This is a genomic window from Blastococcus aggregatus, assembly GCF_900221005.1.
Lineage (GTDB): Bacteria > Actinomycetota > Actinomycetes > Mycobacteriales > Geodermatophilaceae > Blastococcus > Blastococcus aggregatus.
The window spans coordinates 116,096-133,150 of sequence record NZ_OBQI01000004.1; the positions used below are offsets into that span (position 1 = coordinate 116,096).

Here is a 17,055-nt window from a genome sequence, read left to right on the forward strand (position 1 = left end):
CTGCTGGTGCGGGGCGGACTCGGCAACAGACGACGGCGCGGGTCAGCCGAGCAGGGCGGTGACCGCGCGATTCGCGTCGCGGATGCAGGCCGGCACGCCCACGCCGTCGAAGGCGGCGCCGGCGATCTCCAGCCCCGGGACCACGGCCACGGCGGCGCGCACCGCGGCGACCCGGCCGGAATGCCCGACGAGGTACTGCGGCAGCCCGCCGCCCCAGCGGACGAGCGCCGTCTCCAGCGGCTCCGGTCGTGCCAGGCCGAGCAGGTCGGCGACGTCGGCGACCACCGCGGCGGTGAGCTCGTCGTCGTCCCGCTGCAGGTCCTCCTCGGCGCGGAACCGGCCGACCGAGGACCGGACCAGCAGCGCCTCGCCGCCGTCGAGGTGCGGCCACTTGGCCGACGACACCGTCACGCCCTTGACCAACCGGCCGGTCACCGGGGGCACGAGCAGCCCGGACCCCGCGGCGATCTCCTGCGCCGGGAAGGCCATGGCGACGACGGCCATCGACGCGTACGGGATGCCCAGCAGCGGCTCGACGGCCCCGGGCACGGCCTCGCGCAGCAGCCGGGCCGCCTTGCCCGCCGGTGCGGTCACGAGAACGTGGTCGGCGGGAAGCAGCTCGGGCTCCGCGGCGGAGCCGATCGACAGCTCGAAGCCGGTCGCCGTCCGCCGCAGGCCGTGCGCGGGCGTGCGCAGCCGGACCTGGGCGCCCGAGGCGGCGACCAGTGCGGCGGGCAGCGAGCCGATGCCGTCGGAGACGGTGACGAAGACCGGGCCGTCGGCGTCGCCGCGGCTCCGGGCACCGGCGTCGCGGGCCGCGGCCGCCGCGCCGAGGACCGACCCGGCCCGCGGCAGGTGCGCGGCGAGCGCCGGCATGGTGGCCTGCAGGGACAGCTCGTCGGCGCGGCCGGCGTAGACGCCGCCCAGCAGCGGCTCGACCAGCCGGTCGACGACCTCGTCGCCCAGCCGCTCGCGCAGCAGCGCGCCGACGGCGACGTCGCCGTCCAGTCGGACGGGGGGCAGATCGGTCTCGGCGCGCACCCGCGCGACGCCGTCGTCGGAGAGGAAGCCCTCGAGGCCGTCCGCCGAGGCGGGGACGCCGAGGACGGTGCCCGCCGGCAGCGGGAACCGGCCGTGCGGCAGGACCACCGACGCCTGCGTGGTCGCCGGGGCGACCAGCCGGTCGCCGAGGCCCAGCGCCTCGACCAGCGCGACCGCCTCGGGCACCCGGGCCAGCATCGCCTCGGGACCGGTGTCGTACCAGTGCCCGGCCAGCTCGACACGATGCAGCTTGCCGCCGATCCGGTCGCCGGCCTCGAGGACGACGATCTCGTCGTCGGGCCGGCGGCGCCGCCACTCGAAGGCGGCGGCCAGGCCGGTGATGCCGGCGCCGACGACGACCAGCCGGCGTGCGGTCATGAGGTGGTGAGCTCGTGCACCAGCTCCGTCACGTGCGTGAGCACACCCGGATCGGTGTCGGGCAGCACGCCGTGGCCGAGGTTGAAGATGTGCCCGCGGGCCGCCTTCCCCTGCTCGACGACCCGGCGCACCTCGCGGTCGACGGTGGCGCGGTCGGCCAGCAGGACCGCGGGGTCGAGGTTGCCCTGCAGGGAGCGCTGCGGGCCGACCCGGCGGGCGGCCTCGTCCAGCGGGATCCGCCAGTCGACGCCGACGACGTCCGCGCCGGCGTCCCCGATCAGCGGCAGCAGCTCGCCGGTGCCCACGCCGAAGTGGATGCGCGGGACGTCGCGGACGCCCTGCTCCCGGTCACCCAGGCCGTCGAAGACCGAGCGGGAGAAGGGCAGCACCCGCTCGGCGTAGTCGACCGCGGAGAGGACGCCGGCCCACGAGTCGAACAGCTGCACGGCCACCGCGCCGGCGTCGACCTGGGCCCGCAGGAAGATCGCCGCCGAGACCGCCAGCTTGTCCAGCAGCCGCCCCCAGGCCTCCGGCTCGGCGTACATGAAGGCCTTGGTGCGGGCGTGCTCCTTGGAGGGGCCGCCCTCGATGAGGTAGGTGGCGAGGGTGAACGGCGCCCCGGCGAACCCGATCAGCGGGGTCGGGCCCAGCTCGGCCACCAGCTGGCGCACCGCCGTCTCCAGGAAGCCCAGCGCCTCGGGCTCCAGGGGCGGCAGCGCGTCGACGTCGGCGACGGAGCGGACCGGGTTCGCGATGACCGGGCCGATGCCCGGCTTGATCTCGACGTCCATCCCGGCGACCACCAGGGGCAGCACGATGTCGGAGAAGAGGATCGCCGCGTCCACGCCGTGCCGGCGGACCGGCTGCAGCGTGATCTCGGTGACCATGTCCGGGTCCTGACAGGCGTCGAGCATCACCGTGCCGGCGCGCAGGCTGCGGTACTCCGGCAGCGACCGGCCCGCCTGACGCATGAACCAGACCGGGGTGCGGCTGACCGGCAGCCCTCGGGCGGCGCGGACGAGGTCGGAGTCGGCCGGTGACGTCGACGGGACCGGTGCGGGTGCGGAGCTCACACCTGCCGATACTCCCAGACGGGCCCCGGCCGTGTTCCCGGAGCGTCGCACGGGAGTCGGGCACCGCTGCGGCGCGTCGGGCGCGCTGTGCTACCCGGCGCCCTACCCTGCGGACGTGGAGCCGCACATCCTGGCGAATGCCGGGAACAGAGGCAAGGACGCGCGCGGGGACGTCCCCGCCGCGTTCCAGGCCGCCCTGGACGCCCTGGCGGGAGTGCGCGCCCGGCCGGAGATCGTCCTGGAGCAGATCCCGGCACCCCAGCGGCTGGCCCCCTTCGCGCACGCCCTGGGCGCGTCGGTGAGCGAGCGGGACGGCGACGAGGACGTCGAGATCGCCAGCGCCCGGTTCATCGTGCTGTACGACCCCGAGGGCCACGAGACCTGGCACGGCACCACTAGGTGCGTCGGCTACCTCTCCGCCGAGACCGACGAGGAGCTCGTGGACGACACGATGTTCTCCGAGGTGGCGTGGAGCTGGCTCACCGACGCCCTGACCGAGTCCGGCGCCGCGCACGCGACGGTCGGCGGCACGGTCACCCGCACGGCGTCCACGCGCTTCGGCGAGCTGGCCTCGCCCGAGCACTCGGTCGACGTCGAGATGCGTGCCTCGTGGACCGCCGGGGACAGCGCCCTGGACAAGCACCTGCTCGCCTGGCTCCAGGTGCTGGCCAACGCGGCCGGCCTGCCGCCGCCGGGGGTCCACCTGCTGGGCCCGGGCGGGGAGAGTCGCTGACTGGTCCGCCGGCGAGACTCTCTAACATCGGTACCGGCACGCGGGCGTCCGCCCGGTGCCCGACCGACGAGCACCGGCGAGAAGGTGGACGGCAACTGAGCACCGAGCCCACTCCCCGGACGGCGACGGACGACGCCGCGGTGGAGTCCACCGCCGTTCCGCTGCTCGCCCCCCGCGACGGCCTGCCCCCGGTCATCGAGAACTCCACCCAGCTGGTCGAGTACGCCCAGGCGCTGCGCGAGGGCACCGGGCCGGTCGCCGTCGACGCCGAGCGGGCGTCCGGCTACCGCTACGGCCAGCGCGCCTACCTGGTGCAGCTGCGCCGCAACGGCTCGGGCTCCGGCCTGGTCGACCCGGTGCCGCTGCCCGACCTCTCCGTCCTCCAGGACGCGATCGGCGATGCCGAGTGGGTGCTGCACGCCGCCAACCAGGACCTGCCCTGCCTCGCCGAGATCGGCCTGGCGCCCCGCCGGCTGTTCGACACCGAGCTCGCCGCCCGCCTCGCCGGTCTCCCGCGCGTCGGCCTCGGGGCCGTGGTCGATTCGCTGCTCGGCTTCTCGCTGCAGAAGGGCCACTCCGCCGCCGACTGGAGCACCCGGCCGCTGCCCGAGGAGTGGCTGGTCTACGCCGCCCTCGACGTCGAGGTGCTGGTCGACCTGCGCGACGCCCTGGCCGCGATCCTCGACGAGCAGGGCAAGACCGAGTGGGCCCGCCAGGAGTTCGAGGCGATCCTCGCCGCCGGCCCACCGGCGGCCAAGGTCGATCCGTGGCGGCGCACCTCCGGCGTGCATGGCCTGCGCAGCCGCCGTCAGCTCGGGATGCTGCGGGCGATCTGGGAGGCCCGCGACGAGCTGGCCCGCCGCCGGGACATCGCCCCCGGCCGGGTGCTGCCCGACTCCGCGATGGTCTCCGCGGTGCAGGCCGATCCGAAGAACGAGGGCGCCCTGCTGGAGCTGCCGGTGTTCCGCGGCCGGGCCAACCGGCGGCTGGTGGCGCACTGGTTCGAGGCGCTGGCCCGCGGCAAGGCGCTGCCCGAGGACGAGCTCCCGCCGCACAGCCGGACCGGTGACGGCCCTCCCCCGGTGAACCGGTGGGCCGACCGCGACCCCGCGGCGGCCACCCGGCTGCAGGCGGCCCGCGCGGGCCTCGCGGAGGTGTCGGAGAAGCACTCCGTGCCGGTGGAGAACGTGGTCTCCCCCGACCTCGTGCGCCGGCTCATGTGGAATCCGCCGGAGCCCCGCGAGCGCGAGGCCGTCGTCGAGGTGCTGCGGGCCGGGGGCGCGCGCGAGTGGCAGATCGGTCTCACCGCCGACCTGCTCACCGACGCGGCCACCCGCGCCTGACCCCCCACCGGAGCCACGATCAGGTGACCTGATCCCCGAGCGTCCTCCCTCACGGTGCACGGTGAGGGAGGACGCTCCGCCGTGAGGGAGGACGGGTCCCCGGATCCACCCCGCAGCCAGTACGGCAACACGTGGGGGGTTTGGTGACACATCCTGGCTGGGCCGAGAGCGGAGCTGAGGGCCAGCAGGGCCGCCGCGGCAGGCGTCTGCGGTGAGGGTGGCCCGAGTGACCGTGACCCTGACCGCTGAGGAGGCGCGCCGGGGCGGACGACGAAGCCGCCCGTCCGGCAAGCTCGACGAGGACGGCAACCCCGTCCCGGTCCGACGGCATCACCCGGTCGAGCCCCGCCGTGCCCGCGCGCGCGGTTCGCCGTCCGCTGACCTGCCGCTACTGCTGCAGGTAGGCGCCGTCCCAGCCGATCGGCGGCAGGCCCATCACTCCGGCGCCGAACGCAACGAACGGTGCGTCGTGCACCGAGGCCAACCCGAGCCGCATCTCCTCCTCGGGCACGCGACCCCGGAGCGGAACGAAGGCAGCCTGCAGGGTCGGGTGGCCACGGAGCACCGCAACCTCCTCGGGGTCGAACACGCGCCGGGTGATGCGCAGCTGCCGAAGTGCCGGAGCGGCGGCCAGGCCGGCGAGCCCCTCGGTGATCGGGAGGTTGTCGATGCGGACGTGCGCCAGCGATGCCGCCCCGGAGAAGTCCGGCAGCGCTGCCTGGCGCAGGCTCTCCAGGTACAGCACCTCCAGCGTCCGGGACGCGGCGACCGGACGCAGATCGGCCAAGCCGCGCACCTGCCAGGCCTCGAAGAAGCGCAACGCCGGCAGCTCCGGGAACGCGGTGAGGTCCGCCGCGCCACCGAGCTTGAGCGCCAGGCCGCGCAGCCGCGGCAACGCGGTCAGCGGCGCCACGCTCGGCAGGGCGACGCTGTGCAGCACCACGTGCTCCAGCTGGGCGGCGGACGCGATCGCGGCGGGCGCGCCCTTGACCGGGGCGGCGCCGTCCTTGCGCAGGTACAGCTGGCTCAGGTGCGGCAGCGCGCCGAGCACGTCGACCGAGACCGGGTGGCGCCCCAGCTCCAAGTGCACGCTGCGCAGGGTCGCGGCGTGCTGGGCCAACGCCGACACATCCCGAACGCCGGAGAGGACCACCTCGAAGGCGTGCAGCGGCGGCAGGTCGGCCAGGAAGCCGAGGTCTGTGTCCTTCGCGTCGGCGAGGAACAGGCGCGCCTCCGGCCGAGACGCCAGCTTGGTGGCGGCGGCCGCCACAGCGGTCGAGGTCACCGGACCCTTGAGCCTGACCCAGCCGTCCCGGTTGTACGCACCCGTGGTGTCCCGGTAGGCCGGCACGGTCGTCGGCTCAGCCACGCCGGTACTACTCCTCGCATCGTCGGGAACAACGTCAGCCACGGCGCGACCGTACGGGCAGTCCATCGCCAGTCCCGCCAACCCAGTGGACAGATGTGTCACCAAACCCCCCACGTGTTGCCGTACTGGCCCCGCAGGGGGGACGGCCTCCGTGCGCCCCGGTTACCGGCGGGTAACTTAGGGGGTGCCGTGCGCCGCCGGGCGCCGGCATCGACACCGGAGGTTCCATGACCCGCTCGCTGCGTGAGGTCGTCTTCGTCGACGGCGTTCGCACCCCGTTCGGCAAGGCCGGCCCCAAGGGCATCTACGCCGAGACCCGCGCCGACGACCTCGTCGTCCGCGTGATCCGCGAGCTCCTGCGCCGCAACCCCGCCCTGCCCGCCGACCGCGTCGACGAGGTGGCCATCGCCGCCACCACGCAGATCGGCGACCAGGGCCTGACCCTCGGGCGGACGGCGGCGCTGCTGGCCGGGCTGCCGACGTCCGTGCCCGGCTACTCCATCGACCGCATGTGCGCCGGCGCCATGACCGCGGTGACCACCACCGCCAGCGGCATCGCCTTCGGCGCCTACGACGTCGCCATCGCCGGCGGGGTCGAGCACATGGGCCGCCACCCCATGGGCGAGGGCGTCGACCCGAACCCGCGGATCCTGAGCGAGAAGATCGTCGACCCGTCGGCCCTGGTCATGGGCTCGACCGCGGAGAACCTGCACGACCGCTTCCCGCACCTCACCAAGGAGCGCGCCGACGCGTTCGCGCTGGCCAGCCAGCAGAAGTACGCCGCCGCCGTCGCCGAGGGCAAGATCGGCCCGGAGCTGGTCCCCGTCGCCACCCGCTCGGCCGAGCACGGCTGGGGCATGGCCACCGTCGACGAGCCGCCACGGCCCGGCACCACGCTGGAGCAGCTCGGCACGCTGAAGACGCCGTTCCGCCCGCACGGGCACGTGACCGCCGGCAACGCCGCCGGGCTGAACGACGGCGCCACCGGCTGCCTGCTGGCCGCCGAGGACGTGGCCGAGGAGCTCGGCCTGAACGTGGGCATGCGCCTGGTCGGCTACGGCTACGTGGGCGTCGAGCCCGAGGTCATGGGCGTCGGCCCGGTGCCCTCCACCGAGCGCGCCCTGGCCCGCACCGGCCTGACCATCGAGGACATCGGGCTGTTCGAGCTCAACGAGGCCTTCGCCGTCCAGGTGCTGGCCTTCCTCGACCACTTCGGCATCGCCGACGACGACGCGCGCGTCAACCCGTGGGGCGGCGCCATCGCCGTCGGCCACCCGCTGGCCTCCTCGGGCGTCCGCCTGATGACCCAGCTGTCCCGCCAGTTCGCCGAACGCCCCGACGTCCGCTACGGCCTCACCGCCATGTGCGTGGGCCTCGGCATGGGCGCCACGGTGATCTGGGAGAACCCGAACTGGGAAGGTGCCGCCAAGTGAGCCACGCAGTGTTCGACGACGAGGTCGTCACGAAGGCCCTCGTCCGCTACCTGCCCTACCCGGGCCTGGCCGGCGAGATCGCCCTGATCACCCTGGACAACGGGCACGACCACACCCGCCCGTCCACCTTCGGCCCCGGCGGGCTGGCGTCGCTGGACGCCGCGCTCGACGAGATCGCGGCGCACTCCCCCGCCCCCGCGGCGATCGCCGTCACGGGCAAGCCGTTCATCTTCGCCGTAGGCGCCGACCTCTCGGGTGTCCCGTCGATCACCGACGCCACCCAGGCGCGGGAGATCGCCGAGACCGGGCACCGGGTCTTCCGGCGGCTCAAGGACTCCGCGATCCCGACGTTCGCCTTCGTCAACGGGGCAGCGCTCGGCGGCGGCCTGGAGCTGGCGTTGCACTGCCGGTACCGGACGATCAGCGGCGGCGCCGTCGTCGCCTTCCCCGAGGTCTTCCTCGGGCTGGTCCCCGGCTGGGGCGGCACGCAGCTGCTGCCGAACCTGATCGGCATCGAGCCGGCCGTCTCGGTCGTCGTCGAGAACGCCCTGGCCCAGAACAAGGTGACGCCGGGGCCGAAGGCCGCGCAGCTCGGCATCGCCGACGCGCTGTTCGAGCCGGCCGACTTCCTGGAGCGCTCGCTCGAGTGGGCCGTGGGCGTGCTCTCCGGCGCCGTCGCCGTCGAGCGGCCGGAGATCGACCGGTCCGGCTGGGACGCCGCGATCGAGCGGGCCCGCGCCGTGGTCGCCGGCCGCACCCGCAACGCCTCCCCGGGCGCCGTGCGGGCGGTCGAGCTGCTGGACCTCGCGCGCAACGGCATCGAGGGCGAGGCGTTCACCGCCGGCACCGCCGCCGAGGACGACGCCCTCACCGAGCTGCTCATGAGCGACCCGCTGCGGGCCTCGCTCTACAGCTTCGACCTGGTGAACAAGCGGGCCAAGCGACCCGCGGGTGCGCCGGACAGGAAGCTGGCGCGGAAGGTCACCAAGGTCGGCGTCGTGGGTGCGGGCCTGATGGCCTCCCAGCTGGCGATGCTCTTCGTCCGCCAGCTCACGGTGCCGGTCGTGCTGACCGACATCGACCAGGCCCGCGTGGACAAGGGCGTGGCCTACGTGCACGGCGAGCTGGACAAGCTGGCCGCCCGCGGCCGGCTGAACCAGGACAAGCTGAACCAGCTCAAGGGCCTGGTCACCGGCTCGCTGTCCAAGGACGTCTTCGCCGACGCGGACCTCGTGATCGAGGCCGTGTTCGAGGAGATGTCGGTGAAGCAGCAGGTGTTCGCCGAGGTCGAGGCGATCGTCTCGGCCGAGTGCGTGCTGGCGACCAACACCTCCGCGCTGTCGGTCACCGAGATGGCCTCGAAGCTGGCGCACCCGGAGCGGGTCGTCGGGCTGCACTTCTTCAACCCGGTCGCCGTCCTCCCGCTGCTGGAGGTGGTCCGCGCCGAGGAGACCGACGACGCCACGCTGGCCACCGCCTTCGCCGTCGGCAAGCAGCTGAAGAAGTCGTGCGTGCTGGTCGCGGACGCCCCGGCGTTCGTGGTCAACCGGCTGCTCACCCGCTTCCTCGGCGAGATCACCTCCGCCGTCGAGCAGGGCACCCCGGTGGGCGTGGCCGAGAAGGCGCTGGACCCGCTGGGCCTGCCGATGACGCCGTTCGAGCTGCTCTCGCTCGTCGGCCCCGCGGTGGCGCTGCACGTGGCCGAGCGCATGCACGAGGCCTTCCCCGACCGGTTCGCCGTCGGCGAGGGGCTGCGCAAGGTCGTCGAGCTGGGCAAGGCGAGCGTGCTCTCCGCGCCCGGCGTGATCGACCCGGAGCTCGCGGACGCGTTCGCGGGCGACGAACCCCTCACCGAGGAGCAGGTGCGCGCCCGCGCGCTGGGAGCGCTCGCGCAGGAGATCCGGCTGATGCTGGACGAGGGCGTCGTGCAGGCGGTGCAGGACATCGACCTGGCGATGATCCTGGGCGCCGGCTGGCCGTTCTGGCTGGGCGGCATCTCCGCCTACCTGGACCGGTCCGGTGTCTCGGAGCAGGTCACCGGTGCGCGGTTCCTGCCGAAGGGCGTGGCCTCACTGCCCACCTGACCTCCGCGGCCACGATCAGGTTCCCTGATCCCCGAGCGTCCTCCCTCACCGTGCACCGTGAGGGAGGACGCTCTGCCGTGAGGGAGGACGACGCCGCGTGCGGAACGCCGGTCAGGCCGCGGGGACGACCCCGAACCCGGCCAGCCACTCCTGGACCACCGGGATGTCGACCCGCTGCAGCCCGTCGAGGTAGCGGCAGTTCGACGTGTAGCCGTAGCTGGTCACCGTGACGAGGTAGTCGTCCGGCGAGAAGGCCGGCCCGCCGGAGTCGCCGAAGCAGCTGCCGCCGCCGCCGCGGGGGTCGTGCTCGTTGCCGTTGACCTGCAGGATCTGCGGCGTGAGCTTCTGACCCGGCGCCGTCGTGAACTCGCGCTGCAGCGGGTAGCTCTCCGGCGTGGGCTTCCGCGGGCCGCTCTCGGGCTTCCGCACGTGCGTCCCGTAGCCGACGATCTCGAACAGCGTCTTGTTCAGCGCCGGCTGGGCGAACGTGTCGAGGTGGCCGGCCGGGGCCAGCCGGGCGGGCTCGATGTCCGTGATCGGCGTCGCCAGGCGCACGATCCCGACGTCGTTCCAGTTCGTCATGTCGGTGAAGTCCGAGTACCCGGGGTGGGACTCGCCGACGCCGTAGGAGTACCCCTCGGGGAGGACGTCGGTCGGCTGGTAGCCCGCGGTCGGGTTCGCGGCCGTGGGCAGGGGGGACGGCGGCCCGTCGGCGAGGTGGTTGTCGAAGGTGACGACGGTGCCCCCCTCGACGCCGTAGGTGCAGTGCGCCGCGGTGAGCAGCACGGTGGGCGAGACGAGGGTGGCCGAGCAGCGGTAGCGCTGGCCGTCGTCGTAGAAGGCGATCAGTCCGACGTTGTCGTGGACGTTCTCGCTGTCGAAGGTGCCGCCGGTGATGGCGCCGGCCGGAGCGGCGCCGGCCAGGACGACGGCGGCTGCTGCTGCGGCGACCGCGGACACGCGCGTGCGCATTCAGGATTCCTCTCGCAGGACGAGTACGAATCCGAAACGTAATCGGCTGGTGACTCAGCGGCGAGTCGTCGTGTCCACTGCGTGAGAACCCGCGGCTCAGCGGAACTTGTGGGTGAGGCTGTCCATCGTGCGGTGCACCGAGGCGACCTTGATGTGCGAGAGCCCGCCGGTCGCGCCCGCGGCGATCATCGCCTCGTGCGCGGCGCGCAGGGTCGCCCAGACCGCGTCGGCCTCGCCCTCGAGGGTGGTGCCGAGCGCGCCGACCTCGTAGCGCAGGCCGGACGCCTGGATGACCGCGATCGCGGCCTCGACGTGGGCGTGCGGGTCCTCGGGAGTTCCCGGCGGCGAGGGCGCGACCTGGATCTCCGCGATGACCGTCACTGCTGGGCGCCGTCCACGCGCTCGGCGACCTGCTCCTCGCGCCGCTCGCCGAGGGTCGCGCTCCACTCGGTGATCCGGCGGGCGACGTCCTGCTCGGTGAGGCCGACGTCGGCCAGCACCTGGCCGCGGCTGCCGTGGTCGAAGAACTGCTGCGGCAGACCGAGCGCGCGCACGGGCACGTCGATCTCGCGGTCCTGGAGCGCCTGGGTCAGCGTCGTGCCCACGCCCCCGGCGCGGCCGCCGTCCTCGACGGTGACCACGAGCCGGTGGCCGGACGCCAGCGACACCAGCTCGTCGGAGACCGGCAGCACCCAGCGCGGGTCGACGACCGTGACGTCGATGCCGTGGTCGGCGGCGCGCTCGGCGGCGGCCAGGCACATCGGGACCATCGAGCCGACGGCGACGAGCAGGACGTCGCCCTCGCCCCGGCGCAGCACGTCGACCGGGCCACGGCGCTCCAGCGCGGGCAGGTCCGGCGGCAGGACGCCCTTCGGGAAGCGGACGACCGACGGTCCGTCGGAGATCGCGACCGCCTCCCGCAGCGCCTCGCGCAGCGTCGCCTCGTCCCGCGGCGCGGCCAGGTGCACGCCGGGGACGACGGAGAGGATCGACATGTCCCACATGCCGTTGTGCGAGGCGCCGTCGTCACCGGTCACGCCGGCGCGGTCGAGCACCACGGTCACCGGCTGGCGGTGCAGGGCGACGTCCATGAGCAGCTGGTCGAACGCCCGGTTGAGGAACGTCGAGTAGACGGCGACGACGGGGTGCATCCCGGCCATCGCCAGGCCGGCCGCCGAGGTCAGCGCGTGCTGTTCGGCGATGCCGACGTCGAAGGTGCGCTCGGGGAACCGCTCGGCGAAGGCGGCCAGCCCGGTCGGGTGCAGCATCGCCGCGGTGATGGCCACGACGTCGGGCCGCTCGGCACCGACCCGGACGAGCTCGTCGGAGAACGCGTCGGTCCAGGCCAGGCCGGTCTTGCGCACGCTGGCCCCGCTGTCGGGGTCGAAGATCCCGGTCGCGTGCCAGGCGTCGATCTGGTCGGTCTCGGCCGGCGCGTACCCGAAGCCCTTGGTGGTGACGGCGTGCACGATGACCGGCCCGCCGAACGAGCGGGCCCGCCGCAGCGCGGACTCCATGACCTCGATGTCGTGCCCGTCGACGGGACCGACGTACTTCATGCCGAGGTCCTCGAACATGCCCTGCGGGGACAGGACGTCCTTGAGGCCCTTCTTGATGGCGTGCAGCGCGTCGTAGAGCGCCGAGCCGACGACCGGCGCGCGGTGCAGCGCCTGGCGCACCTGCAGCAGGGCGTTCTCGTAGCCGGGGCGCAGCCGCAGGGTGGCCAGCGCATCGGCGACGCCACCGATGGTCGGCGAGTAGGAGCGGCCGTTGTCGTTGACCACGATGACGACGGGCCGGTCCTGCGCGGCGGCGATGTTGTTCAGCGCCTCCCAGGCCATGCCGCCGGTCAGCGCGCCGTCCCCGATGACGGCGACGACGGGACGCGAGTCACCGCGGATGGCGAAGGCCTTGGCCAGCCCGTCGGCGTAGGAGAGCGACGTCGAGGCGTGGCTGTTCTCGACCCAGTCGTGCTCGCTCTCGGCGCGGCTGGGGTAGCCGGACAGGCCGCCGCGCTGGCGCAGCCGCTCGAAGTCCTCGGTCCGGCCGGTGAGCATCTTGTGCACGTAGGACTGGTGGCCGGTGTCGAAGACGATCGGCTCGCGCGGGCTGTCGAACACCCGGTGCAGGGCGATGGTCAGCTCGACGCAGCCGAGGTTGGGGCCGAGGTGCCCGCCGGTCTTCGCCACGCTGGTGACCAGCGCGTCGCGGATCTCCGCGGCGAGGACGGGGAGCTGCTCGGGGGCCAGCGCGCGGAGTTCCTCCGGGCCGGAGAGCGATCGCAGGAGCGACACGGTGCGGTGTCTTCCTCTCCGTCGGCGGCAGGTGCGCGGCAGTGCGTCCGCGCCGCCCGTCAACTGTACGTGCGGATGTGGATCTCTTCCGGTCGAGAGCCCGCCCTGGACGCAGCTCACAGCGACGTCCTACAGCCGCGGCACCCAGCGCTCCCCCCGCAGCGCCCCGGCCACCACCTCCACGCCCCGCGCCGCGGCGGCCAGCCGGGCGCCCTCGCGCTCGTAGGCGCGCATCGCCGCCTCGATCGCCTCGGCGGGCAGCTGGTCGGCGAGCTCGACCCGGACGGTCCGCCAGCCGGCGCGGGCCGCCTCCAGCCCGGCGGCGACGTGGTCGGCGGCGAACCGGGCGAGCAGCACCGGATACCGGCGCAGCACCTCGTGCGCCCGGTAGTCCGGTGGGACGAGGTCGAACAGCCAGACGACGGCCGTGCGCTCCCAGTCGGGGGCGCCCTGGGGCCGCACCTCCTCCGGCCAGCCCGGCGGCACCGTCGCGTCCACCACTCCAGTGTGCCGCATCGATCGAACACGCGTTCGACCGACGCGGCGCGGACTACGGAGCTATGAGTCCTTCTGACGCTTCAGCCAGAACTGCTCGAAGCCCCAGGTTCCGGCGCCGCTGGAGTGGTAGCTGACCAGCTCCCACCCCTCGCCGCCGAGCTGGTTGAGCACGGTGCTGGTGTCGCCCTGCTGGCGTTCCGACGCACCGCCGGGGAGCTTGACGCTCACCCCGGCCCGCTCCGACTCCGCATCGTTGGCTGTGATGACCGAGGCGTATTCCCACGTGGGCACACCTCAACCGTAGCCAACCGCCCCTCCGGGGGTCATTCCGGGCGCGGCACAGCGCCGCGCCGGCGCCCGCCCCGGCCGGGGAGTCAGCGCGGGACGAGCAGCGCCACGCACTCCACGTGCGCCGTCATCGGGAAGGCGTCGAAGCCACGGATCCCCGCGAGCCGGTAGCCGGCCTCGCCGAAGGCGGCGACGTCCCGGGCCAGGGCTGCCGGGTCGCAGGCCACGTAGACGACGGCCCGGGCCCCGGTGCCGGCGAGGAGCCGGCTCACGGCCGGGCCCGCACCGGCGCGCGGCGGGTCCAGGACGACGACGTCCGGCGGGGTGCCCAGCTCCTCGAGCAGCTCGCGCAGCCCCTCGGCGTCGACCTCCCCCTGCCACACCTCGGCGTGCGGCAGGTCCGCGAGGTTGGCGTCCGCGGCAGCGCAGGCGCCCGGGTCGGACTCCACGCAGACCACCCGGCCGGTCTCCCCCACCACCGGCGCCAGCGCTCCGCCGAACAGCCCGGCGCCCGCGTACAGGTCCAGCACCGTCTCCCCCGGCCGGACGGCGGCGAACTCCGCCACCGCCCCGACGAGGGCGTCGGCGGCGGCGGGGTGCACCTGCCAGAAGCCGGTGCCCTCCACCTCCCAGTCCCGTCCGCCGGCGCGCCGCTCGGCCCGCGTCGCCGGCTCCTCCGGCAGGTCGCCACCGGGCCGGACCACGCGGCTCGACGTCGCCCGCCCGGCGCGGTCCAGCCGGCTGGTGGTCACCGCGCCGGTGGAGTCGATGGAGACGTCGACCGCGCCGGCGCCCGGCCACGACCGGCCCAGCACGGCCTGCGCAGCCGGCTCCACCGTGATCGGGCAGTCGTCGAGGACGACGACGTCGTGCGAGCGGTGCCGGCGCAGCCCGGGCGCACCGGTGCGGTCGACGGCGAACCGGGCCCGCGAGCGCCAGCGCAGCGGCCCGCCCGGGAGCTCCTCCACGACCACCTCGACGTGGTCGAGCCGGGCCAGCCGGGCCAGCTGCTCGCGGACCACCGCGGCCTTGAGCCGGCGCTGCTCGGCCGGGTCGACGTGCTGCCAGTCGCAGCCGCCGCACAGCCCCGGCCCGCTGTACGGGCAGGGCCGATCGACCCGGGACGGCGACGCCTCGAGCACCTCGATCGCGTCCGCGCGGCAGAAGCCGGGGTGCCGGTCTTCGGTCACCCGCACCACGACCCGCTCGCCGGGCAGGCCGTGCCGGACGAAGACGACCCGGCCCTCGTGCCGGGCCACGCAGTGCCCGCCGTGCGCGACGGGCCCCACGGTCACCTCGAACTCGGTGCCGGTCCACCCACCGCCGCGGTCGGGCCGCGGGCCGGCCGCGCGGGCCGGACGGCGGCCGCGGCGGTCAGCCATAGGGCGTGCCGTCGATGGTGTCGTCGGCGAGCCCGCGCCGGAGATCGCCCGGCGCGGGGCCTCCGCGCTCACCGCCGTCCAGGCCGATCGAGCTCTCCAGCTGCCAGGGCACGGTGGTGATCATGACGCCGGGCTGGAACTGCAGCCGGGCACGCAGCCGCAGCGCGCTCTGGTTGTGCAGCAGGTTCTCCCACCAGTGCCCGACGACGTACTGCGGGACGAAGACCACGACCAGCTCGCGCGGGCTGTTGCGGCGGATGCTCTTCACGAAGTCGATGACCGGTCGGGTGATCTCCCGGTAGGGCGACTCGAGCACGGTGAGCGGTACGGGGATGTCGAAGCGTTCCCAGGCGGCCTGCAGCGCGCGGGTCTCGGCGTCGTCGACGTTGACGGTGAGCGCGGTCAGCTCGTCGGGCCGGGTGGCCCGGGCGAACGCGAGCGCGCGGAGGGTCGGCTTGTGCACCTTGGACACCAGCACGACGGCGTGCACCTTGCTGGGCAGCGTGCGGGCGTCGCTGTCGGGGACCAGCTGTGCGGAGACGTGCGAGTAGTGCTTGTTGATCGCCCGCATGAGACCGAACAGGATCGGCATCGCCACGATGACCAGCCACGCGCCGTGGGTGAACTTGGTGATCACGATGATCACGAGGACGACGGTCGTGAGCGTGCCGCCCAGGGTGTTGATGATCTGCGAGCGGCGCATCCGGCGGCGTTCGACCGGGTCCTGGGTGGCCCGCATCTCCCGGTTCCAGTGCCGCACCATCCCCCACTGGCCGATGCTGAAGCTGGTGAAGACGCCGATGATGTAGAGCTGGATCAGCCGGGTCACGTCGGCGTCGAACGCGACGATCAGCAGGATCGCGAACCCGGCGAGCAGCAGGATGCCGTTGCTGAACACCAGCTTGTCGCCGCGGGTGTGCAGCTGCCGGGGCATGAAGCTGTCCTGCGCGAGCACCGAGCCCAGCAGCGGGAACCCGTTGAACGCGGTGTTCGCCGCCAGCACCAGGACCAGTGCGGTCGCGGCCTGGATGTAGAAGAAGCCGACCGAGGTGTCCCCGCCGAACGTGGCAGCCGCGAGCTGCGCGATGACGGTGCGCTGCGGCTCGGTCTCGCAGTCGGCGAAGCCCTGCAGGTCGCAGGGGTGCTCGACGTACTTGACGTCGCTGAGCAGCGCCAGCGCCGTGACGCCGGCGAACATCGTGGCCGCGATGCCGCCCATCAGCACCAGCGTGGCGGCGGCGTTCCTGCTCTTCGGGGGCCGGAAGGCCGGGACCCCGTTGGCGATCGCCTCGACCCCGGTGAGCGCGGTGCAGCCGGACGCGAAGGCCCGCAGCGCGAAGAACAGCAGCGCCAGGCCGCCCAGCTGTTCGTACGCGGGCTCGGGAGTGACGGTGTACTGCGCCGTCTCGGCGACCAGCCCGCCGTCGGTGAAGAACCAGCGGATCAGGCCGGTCACGATCAGGACGCCGATGCCGGTGATGAACAGGTAGGTCGGTGCGGCGAAGGCCTTGCCCGACTCGCGCACGCCGCGCAGGTTGGCGGCGGCGAGCAGGGACACGAGGACGACGGCGATCAGCACGCGGTGCTGGTTCAGCCCGGGGAACGCCGAGATGATGTTGTCGGTGCCGGCCGACACCGAGACGGCCACGGTGAGGACGTAGTCCGTGAGCAGCGCGCTGGCGACGACGAGCCCGGCGAACTGCCCGTGGTTCTTCATCGCGACCTCGTAGTCACCTCCGCCCGAGGGGTAGGCGTGCACGACCTGGCGGTAGCTGAGCACCACCGTGATCAGCAGCAGCACGACGCCCGCCGCCAGCCACGGCGCCAGGTAGAGGAACGCCGTCCCGGCCAGCGTCAGGACGATGAGGATCTCCTGCGTGGCGTAGGCCACGGAGGAGAGCGGGTCGCTGGCGAAGATCGGCAGCGCGTACCGCTTGGGCAGCAGGGACTCGCCGAGGCGGTCGCTGCGCACGGCACGCCCCAGGACGAGGCGTTTCGGGAGTTGCCCGAGGTCGGACAGCGTGGGCACGGCGGCGATGGTACGGACGCCGGGGCACCGTCCGGGGCCGACGTGCTGTACCGCGCCTCACACGGGTGAGGAGGCCCGGTCGTGCCCGGACCGGCGCCGGTCACGGGTGTAGCTTCGCGCCCGGTGCGCGGGCGGACG

At 74.0% G+C, this 17,055-nt stretch carries 14 protein-coding genes; 4 read left to right on the top strand and 10 right to left on the bottom strand.

Annotated features, from left to right (window positions below; genetic code table 11):
- Nucleotides 1-42: 42 nt before the first annotated feature.
- Nucleotides 43-1,419, bottom strand: coding sequence for a protoporphyrinogen oxidase (gene hemG, locus CRP29_RS13880; RefSeq protein WP_097195673.1), 1,377 nt, complete (start codon nt 1,417-1,419; stop codon nt 43-45).
- The gene (gene hemE, locus CRP29_RS13885; RefSeq protein WP_245852805.1) at nt 1,416-2,492 is read right to left on the bottom strand and encodes a uroporphyrinogen decarboxylase; all 1,077 of its coding nucleotides are present in this window, start codon (nt 2,490-2,492) and stop codon (nt 1,416-1,418) included. The genes hemG and hemE overlap by 4 nt, the downstream gene beginning before the upstream one ends.
- 115 nt (nt 2,493-2,607) lie before the next feature.
- Here hemE and CRP29_RS13890 point away from each other — a divergent pair, with 115 nt between their 5' ends.
- Together CRP29_RS13890 and CRP29_RS13895 are read left to right on the top strand one after the other, a co-directional pair.
- On the top strand, nt 2,608-3,225 hold the full coding sequence (locus CRP29_RS13890) for a DUF3000 domain-containing protein (protein ID WP_097195984.1): 618 nt from the start codon (nt 2,608-2,610) through the stop codon (nt 3,223-3,225).
- Between the two features lie 140 nt (nt 3,226-3,365).
- Nucleotides 3,366-4,568 (top strand): HRDC domain-containing protein, encoded by a 1,203-nt coding sequence (locus CRP29_RS13895; protein ID WP_245852806.1) that lies wholly within the window; start codon nt 3,366-3,368, stop codon nt 4,566-4,568.
- Between the two features lie 388 nt (nt 4,569-4,956).
- On the opposite strand, the gene CRP29_RS13900 is transcribed toward CRP29_RS13895, so the two are convergent.
- Entirely contained in the window at nt 4,957-5,937 is a 981-nt protein-coding gene (locus CRP29_RS13900; RefSeq protein WP_097195675.1) for a hypothetical protein, read from the bottom strand.
- Nucleotides 5,938-6,164: 227 nt separating this feature from the next.
- Between CRP29_RS13900 and CRP29_RS13905 the strand changes: the two genes are divergently transcribed.
- Nucleotides 6,165-7,370, top strand: a complete 1,206-nt coding sequence (locus tag CRP29_RS13905) for a thiolase family protein (RefSeq protein ID WP_097195676.1) — start codon at nt 6,165-6,167, stop codon at nt 7,368-7,370.
- Complete coding sequence (locus CRP29_RS13910) at nt 7,367-9,454, top strand: 3-hydroxyacyl-CoA dehydrogenase NAD-binding domain-containing protein (RefSeq protein WP_217991599.1); 2,088 nt, start codon at nt 7,367-7,369, stop codon at nt 9,452-9,454. The genes CRP29_RS13905 and CRP29_RS13910 overlap by 4 nt, the downstream gene beginning before the upstream one ends.
- Before the next feature lie 111 nt (nt 9,455-9,565).
- Here CRP29_RS13910 and CRP29_RS13915 read toward each other — a convergent pair whose 3' ends face one another.
- From CRP29_RS13915 to CRP29_RS13945, 7 genes are all read right to left on the bottom strand, one after another.
- Nucleotides 9,566-10,426: a trypsin-like serine protease gene (locus CRP29_RS13915; protein WP_097195677.1), complete on the bottom strand. Its 861-nt coding sequence runs from the start codon at nt 10,424-10,426 to the stop codon at nt 9,566-9,568.
- Between the two features lie 96 nt (nt 10,427-10,522).
- A complete protein-coding gene (locus tag CRP29_RS13920; protein WP_097195678.1) occupies nt 10,523-10,807 on the bottom strand; it encodes a thiamine-binding protein in 285 nt (94 codons plus the stop codon).
- The gene (dxs, locus tag CRP29_RS13925; RefSeq protein ID WP_097195679.1) at nt 10,804-12,720 is read right to left on the bottom strand and encodes a 1-deoxy-D-xylulose-5-phosphate synthase; all 1,917 of its coding nucleotides are present in this window, start codon (nt 12,718-12,720) and stop codon (nt 10,804-10,806) included. The genes CRP29_RS13920 and dxs overlap by 4 nt, the downstream gene beginning before the upstream one ends.
- 129 nt (nt 12,721-12,849) lie before the next feature.
- Entirely contained in the window at nt 12,850-13,218 is a 369-nt protein-coding gene (locus CRP29_RS13930) for a hypothetical protein (protein WP_217991600.1), read from the bottom strand.
- 60 nt (nt 13,219-13,278) lie between these two features.
- Nucleotides 13,279-13,509 carry a DUF4177 domain-containing protein gene (locus CRP29_RS13935; protein WP_097195681.1) on the bottom strand — a complete coding sequence of 77 codons (231 nt, stop codon included), beginning with the start codon at nt 13,507-13,509 and terminating at the stop codon, nt 13,279-13,281.
- Between the two features lie 83 nt (nt 13,510-13,592).
- Nucleotides 13,593-14,888 carry a class I SAM-dependent RNA methyltransferase gene (locus CRP29_RS13940; RefSeq protein WP_097195682.1) on the bottom strand — a complete coding sequence of 432 codons (1,296 nt, stop codon included), beginning with the start codon at nt 14,886-14,888 and terminating at the stop codon, nt 13,593-13,595.
- Nucleotides 14,881-16,917 (bottom strand): APC family permease, encoded by a 2,037-nt coding sequence (locus CRP29_RS13945; protein ID WP_097195683.1) that lies wholly within the window; start codon nt 16,915-16,917, stop codon nt 14,881-14,883. The genes CRP29_RS13940 and CRP29_RS13945 overlap by 8 nt, the downstream gene beginning before the upstream one ends.
- Nucleotides 16,918-17,055 lie beyond the last annotated feature (138 nt).